The organism is Streptomyces sp. NPDC037273 (assembly GCF_055603625.1).
On the sequence record NZ_JBVJVO010000032.1, the window covers coordinates 1 to 19,256 of the forward strand.

Below are 19,256 nucleotides of genomic sequence, written 5' to 3' on the forward strand. Positions count from 1 at the left end.
ATCGCAAGGCGGAGGAGGGAGGCAACGCGGAGCGTTGTGGACCGACGACAACGCGGCGAGGCGCGGTGCCAGGCGTCGCGAGCCCGGCCTGATCGACAAGACACCCCCTAGGGCCTGCCCGCTCGTCGACGGGAGGCGTCCGCCGGTGGCGGGCGCCTCCCGTTCACATTCCCCCGGCGCGGGTACATGCTGGTGGTACCCCTGGGGAACCCGGACGGGGGATGTGACCGTCATGCGGAGCGGAAACGAGCCGGCGACCGCGCGCAGCGCGCTGCGGCTGCGGTTCTGGCTGAGCGTGTGGGGGCTGCTCTGGGCTGCCTTCGGCACGACCGTGTTCTCGCTGCTCGGCCGCCCCGGCTGGGCCGCCGCCTGCGGGGTGCTGTTCCTGGTGGTGACGGTGGACCTGGCGATCGTGCTGCGCCACATCCACCAGGGCCCGCACTGGCAGCCGGGCCGGAACATCCCGCCGTACGAGCCCGATCGCGGCGGCTCCGGACGCTGACGCGGGCCCGTCAGTTCCTGGTGTCGAAGCCGGCGGCCTGGAGGTACTCCGGCTTCGGGTCGAGCGCGGCGGCGAGGCGGAAGTGCCGGGTGGCCTGGGCGGTGAGGCCGGAGCGCTCGAAGGTGCGGCCCAGCGCGAAGTGGGCGAACGCGTTGTCCGGCTCGCGCTCCAGGACCAGCTCGAACTCCAGCTGCGCCGGCCGCAGCTGGGCGGCCGCGAAGAAGGCCCGGGCACGCAGCAGCCGCGCGGCCGTGTTCTCGGGATGGGCGGCGATCACCGAGTCCAGCAGCTTCACGGCACCACGGGGGTCCCGGGCGGCCAGCAGGTGCTCGGCGGCGCGGAAGTCGATGACGTGCGTTTCCGGGTTGCTGTCGGCCACGGTGGCATCCTTCCCTCGATCCGGTGGTTGAACACCGGACCCCGTGACCGCATTCCGCCGCCTGCCCCGCTACGCCTCCTCTGCTGGGGCGGAGGCCCGCTGCTCGAGTTCGCCCCAGACCTTCCTGACCTGCGGTGCGAGGGCGTCGAGGGGCCCGTCGTTGTCGATGACGAGGTCGGCGACGGCGAGCCGCTGTTCGCGCGTGGCCTGGGCCGCCATCCGGTTGCGGGCCTCGGTCTCGGCCATGCCCCGGAGCCGTACGAGCCGGTCGAGCTGGGTTTCCGGGGACGCGTCGACGACGATCACCAGGTCGTACAGCGGGGCGAGCCCGTTCTCGGTGAGCAGGGGTACGTCGTGGACGACGACGTCTCCGGGGCCCGCCTGGCTCTCCAGCTCCGCCGACCGGGCCCCGACGAGGGGGTGGACGATCGCGTTGAGGGTGGCGAGCCGGTCGGCGTCGGCGAACACGATGGAGCCGAGCCTGGGCCGGTCGAGCGTCCCCTCCGCGGTGAGGACGTCCTCCCCGAACGCTGCCACGACGGCCGCGAGGCCCGGGGTGCCGGGCTCGACGACCTCACGGGCGATCCGGTCCGCGTCGATCAGCACGGCCCCGTACGAGACGAGCAGCCGTGACACCTCACTCTTGCCGGCGCCGATCCCGCCGGTCAGGCCCACCTTCAGCATGAGCGGCAGCTTAGGGCCTGCCTCCGGAGGGCTATGCGTCGCCCTCCCGCTCGGCGAGGAAGCGCTCGAACTCGCGCCCCAGCTCGTCGGCGGACGGCAGGTCGACCGGCTCGGCGACCAGGCTGCCGCGCGTCTCCGCACCGGCCACCGCGTCGTACTGGTGCTCAAGGCCCTGCACGAGCGCGACCAGCTCCTCGTCGCCCTCGCCGATCTGGCGGTCGATCTCGGTCTGGGTGCGGCGGGCCTCGGTCCGGAGGGAGTGGGCGACGCCGGGGAGGACGAGGCCGGTGGCGGCGGTGACGGCTTCGAGGGCGGTCAGCGCCGCGTCCGGGTACGGGGAGCGCGCGACGTAGTGCGGGACGTGCGCGGCGACGCCGAGGGTGTCGTGGCCGGCCTCGGTGAGCCGGTACTCGACGAGGGCTTCGGCGCTGCCGGGGACCTGGGCCTCGTCGAAGGGGCTGCGATGGCCCGGCATGAGGTCGGTCCGGCTGCCGTGCGGGGTGAGTCCGACGGGGCGGGTGTGCGGCACGCCCATGGGGATGCCGTGGAAGTTGACCGAGAGGCGTACGCCGAGCCGCTCGACGATCTGCCGGACGGCCGCGGCGAACCGCTCCCACTCGACGTCGGGCTCCGGCCCGGACAGGACGAGGAAGGGGGCGCCGGTGGCGTCCTGGACGAGGCGGACCTCGATGGACGGCGTCTCGTACGCGGTCCAGCGGTCGCGCCGGAAGGTGAGCAGCGGCCGGCGCGCGCGGTAGTCCACGAGCCGGTCGTGGTCGAAGCGGGCCACCGGCTGGTGCGGAAGCGTGTCGAGCAGGCGGTCGATGATCTGCTCACCGGTCTCGCCCGCGTCGATGTAGCCGTCGAAGTGGTACAGCATGACCAGCCCGGCCGACTCCTGCGCCAGGGCGAGGTCGACGACCGCCAGGCCCTTCGCATCCCATTCGTACAAATCCTGGGGATCAAGCACGATTACCGCTCCTCCTCGTGTCCTCTCTGGAAACGCCGGGTCCGGCACCGCCATTCCCGTCCCGGGCGATCTTCCGGCGGAGTTCCGGCCCCGGGCCCGGGCGGAGCACGGGTCCGGACCCTGGTCCGGAGAACGGCCGAGGCCCGCTCCCCCGAAGGGGAACGGGCCTCGGTTTCGCTAGCGGCTAGCGCTCAGCGGAGAGCCTGTTCAGCTCTGACCGCCGGCCAGCTTCTCGCGCAGGGCGGCGAGCGCCTCGTCCGACGCCAGGGCGCCGGAGTTGTCGTCCGACTCCGAGGAGTACGAACCACCCGAGATGCCCGCACCGGCGTTGCCGGCGGCCGGGGCGGCAGCGCCCTCGGCAGCGGCGGCCTCGTCGGCCTCGCGGGACTTGATGACCTGAGCCTGGTGCTGCTCGAAGCGAGCCTGCGCCTCGGCGTACTGGGTCTCCCAGGCCTCGCGCTGGGTCTCGAAGCCCTCGAGCCAGTCGTTGGTCTCGGGGTCGAAGCCCTCGGGGTAGATGTAGTTGCCCTGGTCGTCGTAGGACGCGGCCATGCCGTACAGGGTCGGGTCGAACTCGACCGAGGCCGGGTCGGCACCGAAGGACTCGTTGGCCTGCTTCAGCGAGAGGCTGATGCGACGACGCTCGAGGTCGATGTCGATGACCTTGACGAAGATCTCGTCGTTGACCTGGACGACCTGCTCCGGGATCTCCACGTGGCGCTCGGCCAGCTCGGAGATGTGGACCAGACCCTCGATGCCCTCGTCCACGCGGACGAACGCACCGAACGGAACCAGCTTGGTGACCTTACCCGGGACGACCTGACCGATCTGGTGCGTACGGGCGAACTGCTGCCACGGGTCCTCCTGCGTCGCCTTCAGCGACAGGGAGACACGCTCGCGGTCCATGTCGACGTCGAGAACCTCGACGGTGACCTCCTGGCCGACCTCGACAACCTCGGACGGGTGGTCGATGTGCTTCCAGGACAGCTCGGAGACGTGCACGAGACCGTCGACGCCACCCAGGTCCACGAAGGCACCGAAGTTGACGATCGAGGAAACGACGCCGGAGCGGACCTGACCCTTCTGCAGGGTGGTGAGGAACGTCTGGCGAACCTCGGACTGGGTCTGCTCGAGCCAGGCACGGCGGGACAGGACCACGTTGTTGCGGTTCTTGTCCAGCTCGATGATCTTCGCCTCGAGCTCCTTGCCCACGTAGGGCTGGAGGTCGCGGACACGACGCATCTCGACGAGGGAGGCCGGCAGGAAGCCACGGAGGCCGATGTCGAGGATGAGACCACCCTTGACGACCTCGATGACGGTACCGGTGACGATGCCGTCCTCTTCCTTGATCTTCTCGATGGTGCCCCAGGCGCGCTCGTACTGGGCACGCTTCTTCGAGAGGATCAGGCGGCCTTCCTTGTCCTCCTTCTGGAGAACCAGGGCCTCGATCTCGTCGCCGACCTTGACGACCTCGTTCGGGTCGACGTCGTGCTTGATCGAGAGCTCGCGGCTCGGGATGACGCCTTCGGTCTTGTAACCGATGTCGAGCAGGACCTCGTCCCGGTCGACCTTCACGATGACGCCGTCGACGATGTCGCCGTCGTTGAAGTACTTGATCGTCTCGTCGATCGCGGCGAGGAAGGCTTCCTCGTTACCGATGTCGTTGACCGCAACCTGCGGGGTGGTGCTGGTGGCGGTGGTCTCGGTGCTGCTCGTCATGTGGGAAAGGGCTCCGGTTACGGACAGAAAGTCGTAGGTACTGCTACGCCGAGAGCCCGTATCGCACCAAGAAGCCGGACAGCCGATGAGGCACCCTTCCCGCGGACGGGGGGAGCCTCGTAAACCGAGGGGACATACAACAGGTACGAGCGCGGCCTGCTCCGTCTGAGGCGCGCAGGCCCGCAGCGCAACCTTTAGCATACGGGGGCAGCCGGACAGGGTCAATGCGCGAAGCGCGCACCCTGGGCAGATCCACGCAATTCCGGCACGAGTCATGCCTCCCACGCCGCATCGGCGGGGTCCGCCGCACGGCGGCACTGAGCGCAAACTACATCGGCGGGCGAGATGAACCAAGAGTACGAACACGAAGACGCGGCCGAGGACGAGGCCGAGGCGACCCGGCGTGACGCGGGGGACGCGGAGAGCAGCCGGGCGAGCCGCGGCTGGTGGGACAGGAACGCCGACGAGTACCAGAGCGAGCACGGCTCGTTCCTCGGCGACGACCGTTTCGTGTGGGGTCCCGAGGGGCTCGACGAGGCCGAGGCCGCGCTGCTCGGACCCGCCGCCTCGCTGAAGGGCCTGGACGTCCTGGAGATCGGCGCGGGCGCGGCGCAGTGCTCGCGGTGGCTCGCGGCGCAGGGGGCGCGGCCGGTCGCGCTCGACCTCTCGCACCGGCAGCTCCAGCACGCGCTGCGGATCGGCGGGGACGTGCCGCTGGTGGAGGCCGACGCCGGGGCGCTGCCCTTCGCGGACGGCTCCTTCGACCTGGCGTGCTCGGCGTACGGCGCGGTGCCGTTCGTCTCCGACCCGGTACGGGTCTTCCGCGAGGTGCGGCGGGTGCTGCGGCCCGGCGGCCGCTGGGTGTTCTCGGTGACGCACCCGATCCGCTGGGCGTTCCCCGACGAGCCGGGCCCCGAGGGCCTCTCGGTGGCCGCCTCCTACTTCGACCGCACGCCGTACGTCGAGCAGGACGAGCAGGGCCGGGCCGTGTACGTGGAGCACCACCGGACGATCGGCGACCGGGTGCGGGACGTGGTGGCCGGCGGCTTCCGGCTCGTGGACCTGGTCGAGCCGGAGTGGCCCGCGTGGAACAGCCAGGAGTGGGGAGGCTGGTCCCCGCTGCGGGGGAACCTGATCCCGGGGACGGCGATCTTCGTCTGCGAACGCCAGGATTAGTCCTACGAACGGGCGGGTCCTGTGGACAACCGGACTCGCCCTTTCGCGCCGCGTACGAGACTGAGCCCGTGATCCGAAACGACGCACTCGACCTGCTTCCCGTCCGCCATGCCGTCCCCGAGCTGCTGACCGCGCTCGCGGAGCGCGGCGCGGCGGTGCTCCACGCGCCGCCCGGTACCGGCAAGACGACGCTGGTGCCGCTCGCGCTCGCCGGTCTCATAGGGGACGGACCGAAGCGGCGGGTGCTGGTGGCCGAGCCGCGCCGGATGGCGGTGCGCGCGGCGGCGCGGCGGATGGCCTGGCTGCTCGGCGAGGAGGTCGGCGGGACTGTCGGCTTCTCGGTGCGCGGGGAGCGGAAGGTCGGGCCTTCGACCCGGGTCGAGGTGGTGACGACGGGGCTGTTGCTCCAGCGGCTCCAGCGCGACCCGGAGCTGGCGGGCGTGGACGTGGTGCTGCTCGACGAGTGCCATGAGCGGCACCTGGACGCCGATACGGCCCTGGCCTTCCTGGTGGACGTGCGGGCGGCCCTGCGGCCGGAGCTGAAGCTGATCGCGGCCTCGGCGACGAGCGACGCGGAGGCGTGGGCGGAGCTCCTCACGGTCGTGGACGGCAGCGGGCCCGCCCCGATCGTGCGGAGCCGGGGCGAGGGGCACGGGTACGCGGTGCGGTTCGCCGCTCCCCCGGCCGGGATCCGGCCCGCGCACGGCACCTGGGTGGATCCGGCGATGCTGCGCCATGTGGCGGCGACGGTCCGGCTGGCGATGGAACGGCACGAGGGGGACGTCCTCTGTTTCCTTCCCGGTACGGGGGAGATCGCGCGGACGGCGGGGCTGCTCGCGGGGCTGGACGCCGAGGTGCTCCAGTTGCACGGCCGGGCGCCGGCGGCGGTGCAGGACGCGGTCCTGCGGGGCGCCGGGCCGGGCGGGCGGCGCCGGGTGGTGCTGTCGACCTCGGTGGCGGAGTCCAGCCTGACGGTGCCCGGGGTCAGGATCGTCGTGGACTCGGGGCTGGCGCGGGAGCCCCGGATGGACCACGCGCGGGGTCTGGGGTCGCTGGCGACGGTGCCGGTGTCGGTCGCGGCGGCCACCCAGCGGTCGGGGCGCTCGATGCGTGAGGCCTTCGGGACCGTGTACCGGTGCTGGGCGGAGGCCGAGGACGGGAGCCGGGCGCGGTTCCCGTCTCCCGAGATCAGGATCGCCGACCTCGCGGACTTCGCGCTGCGTGTCGCGTGCTGGGGCGATCCGACGGCGGAGGGGCTCGCGCTGCTGGACGCGCCGCCCGCCGGGGCGATGGCGGCGGCCCGGTCGGTGCTGGCGGCGGTGGGCGCCGTGGACGAGGACGGCCGGGCCACGGAGCGTGGGGTGCGGCTGGCGCGGCTCGGGCTCCACCCCCGGCTGGGGCGTGCTCTGCTCGACGGCGCCGCCGAGGTCGGTGTCCGGCGGGCGGCGGAGGTGGTGGCGCTGCTGAGCGAGGAGCCGCCGCGGGAGTACGGGGACGATCTGACGGAGGCCTGGCGGTCGGCGCGCCGGGGCGGGGACGGTTACGCGGCCCGCTGGAAGGCGGAGGCGCGGCGTCTGGAGCGCTCGGCCGGCGAGGTGGCCGAGCCGGGGCGGGGAGGAACGGAGGGGGCGGGCTCGCGGGCGGGCGGGGAGGACGCGGTGGCCGGGTTGGTGACGGCCCTCGCCTTCCCCGAGCGGGTGGCCAGGGCCCGGGAGCAGGGCGGCTATCTGATGGTGTCGGGCGGTGGGGCCCGGATCGCCGAAGGGTCGGGGCTGCGTTCGACTCCGTGGCTGGCCGTGGCGGTGGCGGACCGTACGGCGCGGGACGCGACGGCGCGGGTGCGGCTGGCGGCGGTGGTCGACGAGGGCACGGCCCGGTGGGCGGCGGGTCATCTGCGGGCCACGGGCGAGGAGGTGCGTTGGGAGGACGGCGATGTGGTGGCCCGCTCGGTGGACCGGCTGGGTGCGGTCGAGCTGACCGTGCGGCCCCTGGGGTCCGGGGCGGAGCCCGCTCTCGTCAGGGAGGCGCTGCTCGACGGGCTGCGGCGGGAGGGGATCGGGCTGCTGCGGTGGAGCCGGGACGCCGCGGAGCTGCGGGAGCGGCTCGCGTTCCTGCACGGGGTCCTCGGCGAGCCCTGGCCGGACGTGGCGGAGAGGGCCCTGGTCGACCGGGCCGAGGAGTGGCTGGAGCCGGAGCTGTCCCGGGCCGCGCGCCGGGCCGATCTGGGGCGGATCGACGCCGGGCAGGCGCTGCGGCGGCTGCTGCCGTGGGCGACGGGCGAGGCGGGCCGTCTGGACGAACTCGCGCCGGAGCGGATCGAGGTGCCGAGCGGATCGAAGATCCGGGTCGACTACGGGGGTGGGCGGCCGGTGCTCGCGGTGAAGCTCCAGGAGATGTTCGGTCTGGCCGAGACGCCTCGGGTGGCGGGGGTCCCGGTCCTGGTGCACCTCCTCTCCCCCGCCGGGAGGCCCGCGGCCGTGACCGCGGACCTGGCGTCGTTCTGGCGGGACGGCTACCGCGCGGTGCGGGCGGAGCTGCGGGGCCGGTATCCGAAGCACCCGTGGCCGGAGGATCCGTCGGCGGCGGAGCCGACCCGGCACACGAGCGCCCGACTCAGACGGGAGCGGTGACCGGGGCGGCTGCGGGGGCGGGGGGTTCCGGGGCCGCGCGGCGGGACCGGGCCTCCAGCCAGAGGGCGAGGGCGAGGAGGGCCAGGGCGAGGAGGGAGAAGGTCCAGGGGCCGTAGGAGACGAAGACCAGCACGACGAGGCGGTTGGAGGAGACGACGTCACCGACCTCCTTGAGGGAGTCCTCGCGCAGCTTCACGTGGCCCTCGAAGACGGTGATGGTGTCCCGGCCCATCAGGGACTTGGCATTGCGGAGCTCCTCCTTGTGGATCTCCTCGCCGTTGAGGGGGGCGCCGGTGAGGGGCTCGATCCAGAACATGCGCTTGGTCGTGTACCAGCGGGTGAGGCCCGAGTCGGCGAGGATCTTCGGGGTGATGCCCTTGACCGGCATGGACTTGGGCATCGGGACCTTGGTCCAGGGGATGGTCTGCTCGAAGTAGTAGACCTCGGTGCCCCGGAAGGTGCGGGTGCCCTGGTAGTGGATGGGGGCCGAGGTGCGGGTCTGGGCGTCGAAGTACTGGTAGTCCCGCTTCTCGGTGAGGAAGGGGAACTTGAACTCGATGCCCACGCGCCGGACCGCGTCGCCGTCGACGGACTCGCCGGTGGCGTGGACGGGGGCCTGGCTGTGGGCGTCGAAGATGTACCGCTCGGGGACCTTGGAGACCATCTTGCCGTCGGGGCCCATGACGTAGGCGAGGGCGTCCCAGACGACGACGTCGCGGCCGGCGTCGCGTTCGATCCGCCGGGACTCCTCCACGTTGCCCTTGAGGGTCTGGACGATCGTGATCTTGTCGACCTTCTCGGCCCGGAGCGTCGAGTAGTCGAGCAGGGTGGCGGGCTGGGCCTCCAGGACGGTGACCTGGTACTGGTTCGGCGGGATCTTCACCAGGCGGGGGAAGGCGTACCAGCGCAGGAAGGGGGCCATCGAGGCGCAGAAGACGGCGGCGGCGAGCAGGACGAGGCTGGCTGTGCGTCGCATGGTCGCCCCTCTACTTCTTGACGCCGGGATCGGCGGTGAGCAGGGGCTTGGGCGAGGTGGGCCCGTCGGGCGGCAGATCGACCAGGGACACGAGGAGGACGAAGAGGAGGACTGGGACGAGTCCGATGGCGGCGGCGACGAGGGCGCGCATGGTCGGCCTCCCGGGATGCGATCTGATGGGTCGTCAGGGCTGGGGCACCGTAGCAACGCGATCGCGAGATGAGAACACGTCTCACCCGGGTAACACGGAGCGGGGGGGCGGGGGGGGGGGGGGGGGGGGGGGGGGGGGGGGGGAGGGGAGGGGGGGGGGGTGGGGGGGGGGCAGTGGGGGGGGAAAAATAGAGAAAAGCGAGAGGGAGGGAAAACCCCCCCCCGCCGGGAGCAAATGCCCCCCCCCCTTTTTTTGGGCCCCCCCCCCCTCCCCCCCGCGGAGGCGGGACGCCGGCGGGTCAGGCCGAGGGGGAGGAGCCGGGAGAGGGGGTGGCCTCGGGCGATCCGCTGCCGGAGGGCGTCGGCTCCGGAGTGGGCTCCGTCGTCGCGGGCGGCGCGACCGTCAGGTCGACGAAGAGGCTGCCGCCACCGGGCGTGGTCAGCCACAGGTAGAACGTGCCCGCCGTGTCCCCCGCGAACAGCGTGTCGGGGTCGAGGGTGAGCCGGCCGTCGACACCGGTCGTGAGGGTGACCGTGCGGACGAGCTTGTCCCCCTGCTTGAAGTGCGGTCCCTCGGCGCTCTCCTTGGGGTCCGTCTTCGAGGTGACGATCGTCGCGGTGACGCGCACGCCGGGGGCGAGCGCGCCCTTGTCGGTGGCCTTCGCCAGGGCCTGCTCGGTGAAGGCGGTGCCGGTGGTGGCCGCCAGGGGGCCTTCGCCGACCCGGGTGAGGGTGTCCGCCTGGCGCTCCGTGACGGTCGCGGCGAAGTCGGCGGGGGCCAGCGAGCGGCCCACGACGGTGGCGCGCACGGTGAACGAACCCGTCTGCTCGCCGGCCTTGAGGGTCGGAGCGGCGGCGAGACCGGTCGAGCCGGTGGTGACGGTGGCGGTCTTCGCGCCGCCGGGGAAGCGGGAGTCGGTGGTCCCGACGATCTCGAAGCGGACGGCGATCCCGGCGACCGGCTTGCCGTTGGTGTCGAGGGCCGCGACCCGGGGCGCTCCGGTGAAGGCGCTGCCGGTCGTCGTGGTGATCTTGCCGTTGGCCACGACCGTGAGGAGCGCGACCTTCACGGCCGGGGTCACGGACGGCGGGGTGACCGGGGGCTTGGTCGGCGTGACCGGGGGCTTGACCGGTGCGGGGCGGGTCTCCGACGGCTTCGGCTTCGGGGTGACCGGCGCGGGCGTCCTGGGGTGGGACGAGGGCGGGGTGACGGGGAGGTTGCCCCGGTTCGGGTCGTCGCTGCGGCCGACCGGGAGCACTCCGGTGCCGTCCGGGACCTGGTGGGTGCCGCGCTGGTAGTACGTGACCCAGGACATGACCAGGTTCAGGTACTCCGTGGAGCGGTTGTAGCTGAGGATCGCCCGGTCGAGGTCGGCCTTGACCGCGAGGTTGCGGTCGTTCGCGCAGAGGTAGAGACCCGCGGCCTGCGCGGCGTCGTAGATGTTGTTCGGGTCCTTCTTGCCGTCGCTGTTGGCGTCCTGACCCCAGGTCGCCCAGGTCGACGGGATGAACTGCATCGGGCCGACGGCCCGGTCGTGGGTCTTGTCGCCGTCGTAGGCGCCGCCGTCGGTGTCCGAGATGTTGGCGAAGCCGACGCCGTTGAGGACGGGGCCGAGGATCGGGGAGAGGGTCGTGCCGTTGGCGTCGACCCGGCCGCCTCGCGCCTGCCCGGACTCGACCTTGCCGATGCCGGCGAGCAGCTGCCAGGGCAGGTTGCAGGTGGGGTCGGTCGAACGTATCGACTGCTCGGCGCGCTTGTACGCGGCGAGGACGGACGCGGGTATGCCGGCCTCGGCGGGTCCGGTGATCACCGGCAGGTTGGTGGGCGCGCCGGGCTTGTTCGGCGTGTTCAGCGGCGGCAGTTCGGTGAAGTAGGGGGAATCGCCGGTCGCGGAGTCGTCACCCGACGGCGGCGCGGTGTCACCTGCGCCGATGGCACGGTCCCCGCCGGTGTTGTCCGCGGGCGCCTGCACGGCCTCCGGCGCCTGCGAGGCCGCGAGTGCGGCGACCGCCGCGGCCACCACCACCCCGCTGGTCGCCCCCTTGCGCAGTCGGTGGCCGATGTGCGCTGCCATACCCCTGGTCCCCTCCCCGTCGACTCCGTCCCACGCTCCCCGCGCGTGACCTCTGGCGACCCTATGCCAACTCCCGGCCGCCGGGCACCGGCGCCTGACCGTGTTTCACGGTTTCGTCACCTCTGCGCCGCCTTCCGAACAGCCGCCTTCCGTTCCGGTGCGACCCTGGACGGGAACCGACCGGGCGCCCGGACGCCTCTCCCACTGCGGCCGTTCCTGTACTCCGGCCGTCACCACCGGAACCGAGGGGACCTCCCGTTGCCGTTCACCCTGAGCCATGCCGCCGCCGTGCTGCCCGGACTGCGCCGCGACGGCACCGCGCGCGGTCCCCTCGTCGCCTCGGCGCTCGTCGCGGGCTCCTTCGCGCCCGACCTGACCTATTTCGCCGCCACCGCCGCCCCGGAGGCCATGGACTTCGGCGCCGTCACCCACTCCCCCACCGGGATCGTCACGGCCGACGTCCTCCTCACCGCCCTGCTCGTCGGCCTCTGGCTCACCGTCCGCGAGCCCCTGGTGGCCCTGCTGCCCGCCCGCCGCCGCGACCCCGTGTACGGGCTGCTCCGCGGCCGCCCCTGGCGCGACCGGCACCCGGCGGCGCTCGTCGGCTGGTTCTTCCTCTCCGCCGTCATCGGCTCGACCACCCACGTCGTGTGGGACTCCTTCACCCACCTCGACCGCTGGGGCACCCAGGTCATCCCCTCCCTCGGCGAGGTCGTGGCCGGGTTCCCCGTCTACCTCTACGCCCAGTACGGGAGTTCGGCCCTGGCCCTCTGCCTCCTCGGCTGGTTCACGGTCCGCGCCCTGCGCTCCGCCGCCCCCGGCACTCCCCTGCCGCCGCACGTCCCGGTCCCCGCCCGGGCCGGCCGCCTGCTCGCCGCCGCCGTCATCGGCGGCTGCGTCCTCGCCGGCGTCCTGCACCGCGTCCTGCGTTGGGCCTCGGTGTGGGGCTGGGACAACATCCGGACGCCCCTCGACATCATCCCCACCGCCTGTTTCGGCGCCGGCGCGGGCCTCGCCGTCGGGCTCGTGCTGTACGGGACGGGGGCGCGGCTGTGGGGAGCGAGGCCCACGGAGGCTCCGGCGCCTGCTCCCGGGGGAACGGGTCCGGACCCGTCGCGTCCGGCGGAACGCTCCCGTCCGGGATCTCGCTGATCCTCTCCGGCGGGGTGAAACCACGGGCCGCCGTGCCCCCGCCGAGCCTGCGGTGCACGGCGATGGCGACGCCCTCCAGGGTGCGTACCCCGTACCGCATGGTGGGGTTGTCGTGGCTCAGCAGCGCGATCCGGTAGTCCACGGCGGGGGCGGCGGCGGTCGCGCCGGCGCCGGGTGTGCCCGGGGCGGTGGCCGGGCGGACGACGCCGATGCTGTGGACGCGCCAGGCGTGGGTGGCGCGGGGCAGCCAGCCGTTCTTGAGATGGACCTTGACGGTACGGGGCGCCCCGGCGGTGACGCCCCACGCCTGGTCCTTCACCACCTGCCCCATCAGCGTCAGCGCCTCGGTGCGGCGGGACACCGCGGCGAGCAGGGCGAGCTGGTCCCGGGCGGTGGTGCGGGTCAGGCCCCAGTACCGGTCGTGCCCCAGGACGGTGTCCTGGGCGCCCGCCTCGCGCAGGACCCGGTTCAGCCGGGCCCGTGACAGGCCCTGCCACAGGTCGGTCGCCGCCGTGTTGTCCGAGCGGGTGATCATCGCCTTCATCCGCTGCGCCTCAAGGCGGGTGGGCGCCCGGCCCAGCTCCTCGGCCCGGCCCAGTACGGCCTGCATGATGAGCACCTTGGCGATGCTCGCGGAGTCGTAGGCCCTCGTGTCGCCGAGCCGGCACCGCAGCCCGCGCCGCACGTCGTGGACGGCGACCGCGACGGTGCCGTCGCGGTCCTTCAGTGCCGCCGTGATGTCCTGCGACAGTCTGGCGGCGAGGGTCGGTTCCTTCGACGAGGTGCAGACCGCGGGCGCGCCGTGCGCCTCGCCGGGCCCTGCGGTCCCCGCCACGCCCAGCAGTGCGCCCAGCAGCGCCCCGGCCCTCAGCCCCCTTCGGGAGCGGCTCTTGATCACGCTCCCCAGTCTCAGGACCGCCCCCGCCCCACCGCCCCCGGACTGCTCCACCTGGCGCAGCCGAGGGCACGGGACGGGACTTCCCCGGCCCTAGTGGGCGGCCGAGTCCCAGTTGGGGCCCACGCCGACGGAGACGTCGAGGGGGGCTCGGAGGTCGGCGGCCGCCGACATGTGGGTGCGGACGAGGGACTCGACCTGGTCGCGCTCGCCGGGGGCGAGTTCGAGGACGATTTCGTCGTGGACCTGGAGGAGCATCCGGGAGGCGAGGCCGGCCTCGGTGAGGGCGCGGTCGACGTCGAGCATGGCGACCTTGACGATGTCGGCGGCGGTGCCCTGGATCGGCGCGTTGAGCGCCATGCGCTCGGCGGCCTCGCGGCGCTGGCGGTTGTCGCTGTTGAGGTCGGGGAGGTAGCGGCGACGGCCGAGCATGGTCTCGGTGTACCCCGTGGCGCGGGCCTCGTCGACGACGCGGTGGAGGTAGTCGCGGACTCCGCCGAAGCGCTCGAAGTAGGTGTCCATGAGGCCGCGGGCCTCGCCCGGGTCGATGTTCAGCTGCTGGGAGAGGCCGAAGGCGGAGAGGCCGTAGGCGAGGCCGTACGACATGGCCTTGATCTTGCGGCGCATCTCGGCGTCGACGGCGGACCGCTCGACGCCGAAGACCTGGGAGGCGACGGTGGTGTGGAGGTCCTCGCCGGAGGCGAAGGCCTCGATGAGTCCCTCGTCCTCGGAGAGGTGGGCCATCACGCGCAGCTCGATCTGGCTGTAGTCGGCGGTCATGAGGGCCTCGAAGCCCTCGCCGACGACGAAGCCGTGCCGGATGGCCCGGCCCTCGTCCGTCCGCACCGGCACGTTCTGCAGGTTGGGGTCGGTGGAGGAGAGGCGGCCGGTGGCGGCCACCGTCTGGCTGAAGGTGGTGTGGATGCGGCCGTCGGCGGCGACCGTCTTGATCAGGCCTTCGACCGTGGAGCGGAGGCGGGCCTGCTCACGGTGGCGGAGCATGATCACGGGGAGTTCGTGCTCGGTCTGGCCGGCCAGCCAGGCGAGCGCGTCGGCGTCCGTCGTGTATCCGGTCTTGGTCTTCTTGGTCTTCGGGAGGTTGAGCTCGCCGAAGAAGACCTCCTGGAGCTGCTTGGGCGAGCCGAGGTTGAACTCGTGGCCGACGGAGGCGTGCGCCTCCTTCACGGCCTGCTGCACGGCGCCGGCGAACTGCTGCTCCATGGCCTCCAGGTGGTCGCGGTCGGCGGCGATGCCGTGCCGCTCCAGGCGGGCGAGGAGCGCGGAGGTGGGCAGCTCGACGTCGTGCAGGAGCTCGCGGGCGCCGACCTCGCCGAGGCGCTCGTCGAAGGCGTCGCCGAGGTCGAGGACGGCCCGCGCCTGGGTCATGAGGGCTTCGGCCTCGGCGGTGTCGTCGGCGCCGAAGGCGAGCTGGCCGTCGGCGGCGGCCGCCGGGGCGAGCTCGCGGCCGAGGTACTCGACGGAGAGCGCGTCGAGGGCGAAGGAGCGCCGGCCGGGCTTGACGAGGTAGGCGGCGAGGGCGGTGTCCATGGTGACGCCCGCGACGCTCCAGCCGTGCTCGGGGAAGACCCGCATGGCGCCCTTGGCGTTGTGCATGACCTTGGGGCGGGCGGGGTCGGAGATCCACGCGGCCCAGGCCTGCTCGTCGGCCTCGTCGAGGCCGCTCGGCTCGAACCAGGCGGCGGCTCCTCCGGCGGCGGCGAGGGCGATCTCCGAGACGTTCCCCGTGCCGAGGGCCCAGCTGTCGACGGTGGCGATGCCGAGCGGCTCGGTGCCGTGCTCGGCGAGCCAGGGGGCGAGCTCGCCGGCGCCGAGGACGGAGCCGTCGACCTCGACGCCCGCGGCGGGGGCGGGGGCGGTCTCCTCGGCGGAGCCGGGGTCGACGGCGAGGAGCCGCTCGCGCAGCGAGGGGTTGCGGATCTCCAGGGTGTCGAGGACGAGGGCGACGGCCGTCCGGTCGTACGGCTCGCGGGCGAGGTCGGCCACGGTCTTCGGCAGTTCGACGTCCCGGACCATCTCGGTGAGGACGCGGTTGAGCTTGACCGACTCAAGGTGGTCGCGGAAGTTCTGGCCGGCCTTGCCCTTGACCTCCTCGGCGCGCTCGACGAGCTCGGCGAAGGAGCCGAACTGGTTGATCCACTTGGCGGCGGTCTTCTCGCCGACGCCGGGGATGCCCGGGAGGTTGTCGGACGGGTCGCCGCGCAGGGCCGCGAAGTCGGGGTACTGGGAGGGGGTCAGGCCGTACTTCTCCTGGACCTTCTCCGGTGTGAAGCGGGTCAGCTCGGAGACGCCCTTGGTGGGGTAGAGCACGGTGGTGTGGTCGGAGACCAGCTGGAAGGAGTCCCGGTCGCCGGTGACGATGAGGACCTCGAAGCCCGCGGCCTCGGCCTGGGTGGCGAGGGTCGCGATGATGTCGTCGGCCTCGAAGCCGTCGACGGCGAAGCGCGGGGCGCGCATCGCGTCCAGGAGCTCGCCGATCAGCTCGACCTGCCCCTTGAACTCGTCGGGGGTCTTGGAGCGGTTCGCCTTGTACTCGGGGAACTCCGCGGAACGCCAGGTCTTGCGGGACACGTCGAACGCGACGGCGAAGTGCGTGGGCGCCTCGTCGCGGAGCGTGTTCGCCAGCATCGAGGCGAACCCGTAGATGGCGTTGGTCGGCTGCCCCGTCGCGGTGGTGAAGTTCTCCGCGGGCAGCGCGAAGAACGCGCGGTACGCCAGGGAGTGCCCGTCCATGAGGAGGAGTCGCGGGCGGTCCGCTTCGGTCTTCTCGGTCTTCTTCGATGCTGTCTCGGCCACGGAACGATCCTCCCACGGACCGCTGACATTCCCGGTCGCACGGCTCCCCCGGCGCCGCCCGGCCGGTCCCGCTGTCGGCGGGCCGTGACAGGATCGGGGACGTACGACACAGGATTACCGCTCAAGGGAGAGCGCGATGGTCAGCAAGCCGCCCGCCGGTGACCCGGTCCAGGACGCACCGCAGGTCACACCGCCGCAGCACGCCGCGGCCGGCCTGCCCGCCATCGGGCACACCCTGCGGATCGCGCACGAGCAGATGGGCACGCTGCGCACGGCCCGCACCCTTCTCAAGGTCAACCAGAAGGACGGTTTCGACTGTCCCGGCTGCGCGTGGCCCGAGGAGGACAAGCGGCACGTCGCGGAGTTCTGCGAGAACGGCGCGAAGGCGGTCGCCGAGGAGGCGACGCTGCGCCGGGTGACGCCGGAGTTCTTCGCCGCGCACCCGCTGGCGGACCTGGCGACCCGCAGCGGGTACTGGCTGGGCCAGCAGGGCCGTATCACCCAGCCGATGCTGCTGCCCGAGGGCGGCGAGCGGTACGAGCCGGTGAGCTGGGAGCGGGCCTTCGGGATCATCGCCGAGGAGCTGCGGGCGCTGGCCTCCCCGGACGAGGCCCTCTTCTACACCTCGGGCCGTACGAGCAACGAGGCCGCGTTCCTGCTCCAGCTGTTCGCGCGCGAGTTCGGCACGAACAACCTGCCGGACTGCTCCAACATGTGCCACGAGTCCTCGGGCTCGGCGCTGACCGAGACGATCGGCATCGGCAAGGGCAGCGTCTCCCTGGAGGACCTGCACCGGGCCGACCTGATCATCGTGGCCGGGCAGAACCCGGGCACGAACCACCCCCGCATGCTCTCCGCCCTGGAGAAGGCGAAGGCGGCCGGAGCCAGGATCATCTCGGTGAACCCGCTGCCGGAGGCGGGCCTGGAGCGGTTCAAGAACCCGCAGACCCCGCAGGGCATGCTCAGGGGCGCCGCGCTCACCGACCTCTTCCTGCAGATCCGCATCGGCGGCGACCAGGCCCTCTTCCGGCTGCTCAACAAGCTGGTCCTGGAGACGGCCGGGGCGGTCGACGAGGAGTTCGTACGGGAACACACGCACGGTTACGAGGAGTTCGCCGCGGCCGCGAAGGCGGCCGACTGGGACGAGACGCTCGCCGCGACCGGGCTCGACCGGGCCGAGATCGAGCGGGCCCTGGAGATGGTGCTCGCCTCGGAGCGGACGATCGTCTGCTGGGCGATGGGCCTGACCCAGCACAAGCATTCGGTGCCGACCATCCGCGAGGTGGTCAACTTCCTGCTGCTGCGCGGGAACATCGGGCGGCCGGGCGCGGGCGTGTGCCCGGTGCGGGGTCATTCGAACGTGCAGGGCGACCGGACGATGGGCATCTTCGAGCGGCCCGCGCCCGCCTTCCTCGACGCCCTGGACAAGGAGTTCGGGATCGTCTCGCCGCGCCACCACGGTTTCGACGTGGTCCGGTCGATCGAGGCGCTGCGCGACGGCGAGGCGAAGGTGTTCTTCGCGATGGGCGGCAACTTCGTGGGGGCGACGCCCGACACGGAGGTGACGGAGGCGGCCATGCGGAACGCGCGGCTGACCGTCCACGTGTCGACGAAGCTGAACCGCTCACACGCGGTGACGGGCACGCGCGCGCTGATCCTGCCCACGCTCGGCCGCACCGACAAGGACGTGCAGAAGAGCGGCCGGCAGATCGTGACGGTCGAGGACTCGATGAGCCTGGTGCACGCCTCGCGGGGCAACCTGCCGCCGGCGAGCCCGCATCTGCTGTCCGAGCCGGCGATCGTGGCCCGGATGGCGCGGGCCGTCCTGGGCGACGGATCGGCCACGCCCTGGGAGGAGTTCGAGGCGGACTACGCCACGATCCGTGACCGCATCGCGCGCGTGGTGCCCGGTTTCGAGGACTTCAACGCCCGGCTCGCGGCGAACGCGGGCGGCTTCCGGCTGCCGCACGGCCCGCGCGACGAGCGCCGCTTCCCCACGAAGACCGGCAAGGCCAACTTCACGGCCGCTCCCGTCGAGTACCCGCGCGTGCCCGAGGGCCGGCTGCTGCTGCAGACGCTGCGCTCGCACGACCAGTACAACACCACGATCTACGGTCTGGACGACCGCTACCGGGGCATCAAGGGCGGCCGCCGGGTGGTCCTCCTGCACCCGGAGGACGCGGCGGCGTTCGGCCTCGCGGACGGGGCGTACGCGGATCTGGTGAGCGAGTGGACGGACGGCACCGAGCGGCGGGCCCCCGGCTTCCGGGTGGTGCACTACCCGACGTCGCGCGGGTGCGCGGCCGCCTATTACCCGGAGACGAACGTCCTGGTGCCGCTGGAGTCGACGGCCGACGTCAGCAACACCCCCGCGAGCAAGTCCGTCATCGTCCGTCTGGAACAATCGCCTCCCGCCTAAGCGTTTGCTCAGGCAGGCCACAGCGCGACTAGCAGCCGTACGAAGACGAACGGAGCCGGACCCATGGGTGAGCAGCAGCACGTGAAGTTCCCGCAGGAGGTCATCGAGGAGTACGCGGCGCTGGGCGTCGACCTCCCGGCCCTCTTCTCCGCCGGACACCTGGGGAACCGGATGGGTGTCCAGATCCTGGAGGCCTCGGCCGAGCGGGTCGTCGGCACCATGCCGGTGGAGGGGAACACCCAGCCGTACGGTCTGCTGCACGGCGGCGCCTCGGCGGTGCTGGCCGAGACGCTGGGCTCCGTCGGCTCGATGCTGCACGGCGGGTCCTCCAAGATCGCGGTCGGCGTCGACCTGAACTGCACCCACCACCGGGGGGCCCGCAGCGGCCTGGTCACCGGCGTCGCGACCCCGCTGCACCGCGGGCGCTCCACCGCCACGTACGAGATCGTGATCACCGACGAGCAGGGCAAGCGCGTCTGCTCGGCGCGGCTGACCTGCATGCTGCGCGAGATCAACCCGCAGGACGCGGGCAACCTGCCGGAGGCCGGGCAGCTGAACGGCGCCTGAGGCCGCACGCGCCCCGGGGCGCACGGAGGGGGGGGGGGGGGGGGGGGGGGGGGGGGTTGGCCTCCCCCTCCCCCCCCCCGCCCCCCCCCGGAGGAAACCCACCCCTCCCCCCCCCCCCCCCCCTTGCCCCCCTCCCCCCCCTCTCCCC

Annotated in this window: 14 protein-coding genes and 1 pseudogene; 6 read left to right on the forward strand and 9 right to left on the reverse strand. The window is 72.8% G+C overall.

Annotated elements, in window-relative coordinates; translation table 11 throughout:
- Positions 1-232: 232 nt before the first annotated feature.
- Positions 233-502, forward strand: a complete 270-nt coding sequence (locus ACZ7G1_RS38700; RefSeq protein WP_470880503.1) for a DUF6343 family protein — start codon at positions 233-235, stop codon at positions 500-502.
- A gap of 10 nt (positions 503-512) precedes the next feature.
- On the opposite strand, the gene ACZ7G1_RS38705 is transcribed toward ACZ7G1_RS38700, so the two are convergent.
- The 4 genes from ACZ7G1_RS38705 to rpsA all read right to left on the reverse strand — a co-directional run bounded on the left by ACZ7G1_RS38705 (position 513) and on the right by rpsA (position 4,254).
- Positions 513-881 carry a tetratricopeptide repeat protein gene (locus tag ACZ7G1_RS38705; protein WP_470880501.1) on the reverse strand — a complete coding sequence of 123 codons (369 nt, stop codon included), beginning with the start codon at positions 879-881 and terminating at the stop codon, positions 513-515.
- A gap of 69 nt (positions 882-950) precedes the next feature.
- The gene (gene coaE / locus ACZ7G1_RS38710) at positions 951-1,565 is read right to left on the reverse strand and encodes a dephospho-CoA kinase (protein ID WP_470880500.1); all 615 of its coding nucleotides are present in this window, start codon (positions 1,563-1,565) and stop codon (positions 951-953) included.
- Positions 1,566-1,596: 31 nt separating this feature from the next.
- Positions 1,597-2,535, reverse strand: coding sequence for a PAC2 family protein (locus ACZ7G1_RS38715; RefSeq protein ID WP_470880498.1), 939 nt, complete (start codon positions 2,533-2,535; stop codon positions 1,597-1,599).
- 207 nt (positions 2,536-2,742) lie between these two features.
- Positions 2,743-4,254 (reverse strand): 30S ribosomal protein S1, encoded by a 1,512-nt coding sequence (gene rpsA, locus ACZ7G1_RS38720; RefSeq protein WP_015032828.1) that lies wholly within the window; start codon positions 4,252-4,254, stop codon positions 2,743-2,745.
- Between the two features lie 345 nt (positions 4,255-4,599).
- Here rpsA and ACZ7G1_RS38725 point away from each other — a divergent pair, with 345 nt between their 5' ends.
- On the forward strand, positions 4,600-5,430 hold the full coding sequence (locus ACZ7G1_RS38725) for a class I SAM-dependent methyltransferase (RefSeq protein ID WP_470880496.1): 831 nt from the start codon (positions 4,600-4,602) through the stop codon (positions 5,428-5,430).
- Positions 5,431-5,498: 68 nt separating this feature from the next.
- Positions 5,499-8,060: an ATP-dependent helicase HrpB gene (hrpB, locus tag ACZ7G1_RS38730; protein WP_470880494.1), complete on the forward strand. Its 2,562-nt coding sequence runs from the start codon at positions 5,499-5,501 to the stop codon at positions 8,058-8,060.
- Here hrpB and pgfA read toward each other — a convergent pair.
- From pgfA to ACZ7G1_RS38745, 3 genes are all read right to left on the reverse strand, one after another.
- Entirely contained in the window at positions 8,044-9,036 is a 993-nt protein-coding gene (gene pgfA / locus ACZ7G1_RS38735) for a cell envelope lipid trafficking protein PgfA (protein ID WP_470880492.1), read from the reverse strand. The two genes, hrpB and pgfA, sit on opposite strands and share 17 nt — an antisense overlap.
- 10 nt (positions 9,037-9,046) lie before the next feature.
- Positions 9,047-9,187: an SPW_0924 family protein gene (locus tag ACZ7G1_RS38740; RefSeq protein ID WP_470880491.1), complete on the reverse strand. Its 141-nt coding sequence runs from the start codon at positions 9,185-9,187 to the stop codon at positions 9,047-9,049.
- 298 nt (positions 9,188-9,485) lie between these two features.
- A complete protein-coding gene (locus ACZ7G1_RS38745; protein WP_470880489.1) occupies positions 9,486-11,261 on the reverse strand; it encodes a lytic transglycosylase domain-containing protein in 1,776 nt (591 codons plus the stop codon).
- 258 nt (positions 11,262-11,519) lie between these two features.
- Between ACZ7G1_RS38745 and ACZ7G1_RS38750 the strand changes: the two genes are divergently transcribed.
- Positions 11,520-12,413: a DUF4184 family protein gene (locus tag ACZ7G1_RS38750; RefSeq protein ID WP_470880487.1), complete on the forward strand. Its 894-nt coding sequence runs from the start codon at positions 11,520-11,522 to the stop codon at positions 12,411-12,413.
- A 208-nt stretch (positions 12,414-12,621) separates the two neighbouring features.
- Here the strand turns inward: ACZ7G1_RS38750 and ACZ7G1_RS38755 are convergent.
- Together ACZ7G1_RS38755 and polA are read right to left on the reverse strand one after the other, a co-directional pair.
- Positions 12,622-13,023: pseudogene (locus ACZ7G1_RS38755) on the reverse strand (serine hydrolase); the annotation flags it as partial.
- A gap of 378 nt (positions 13,024-13,401) precedes the next feature.
- Complete coding sequence (gene polA / locus ACZ7G1_RS38760) at positions 13,402-16,122, reverse strand: DNA polymerase I (RefSeq protein ID WP_470880485.1); 2,721 nt, start codon at positions 16,120-16,122, stop codon at positions 13,402-13,404.
- Between the two features lie 136 nt (positions 16,123-16,258).
- Here polA and ACZ7G1_RS38765 point away from each other — a divergent pair, with 136 nt between their 5' ends.
- Positions 16,259-18,541 carry an FdhF/YdeP family oxidoreductase gene (locus ACZ7G1_RS38765; protein WP_470880483.1) on the forward strand — a complete coding sequence of 761 codons (2,283 nt, stop codon included), beginning with the start codon at positions 16,259-16,261 and terminating at the stop codon, positions 18,539-18,541.
- Between the two features lie 63 nt (positions 18,542-18,604).
- Positions 18,605-19,108, forward strand: a complete 504-nt coding sequence (locus ACZ7G1_RS38770; protein ID WP_470880482.1) for a PaaI family thioesterase — start codon at positions 18,605-18,607, stop codon at positions 19,106-19,108.
- Positions 19,109-19,256 lie beyond the last annotated feature (148 nt).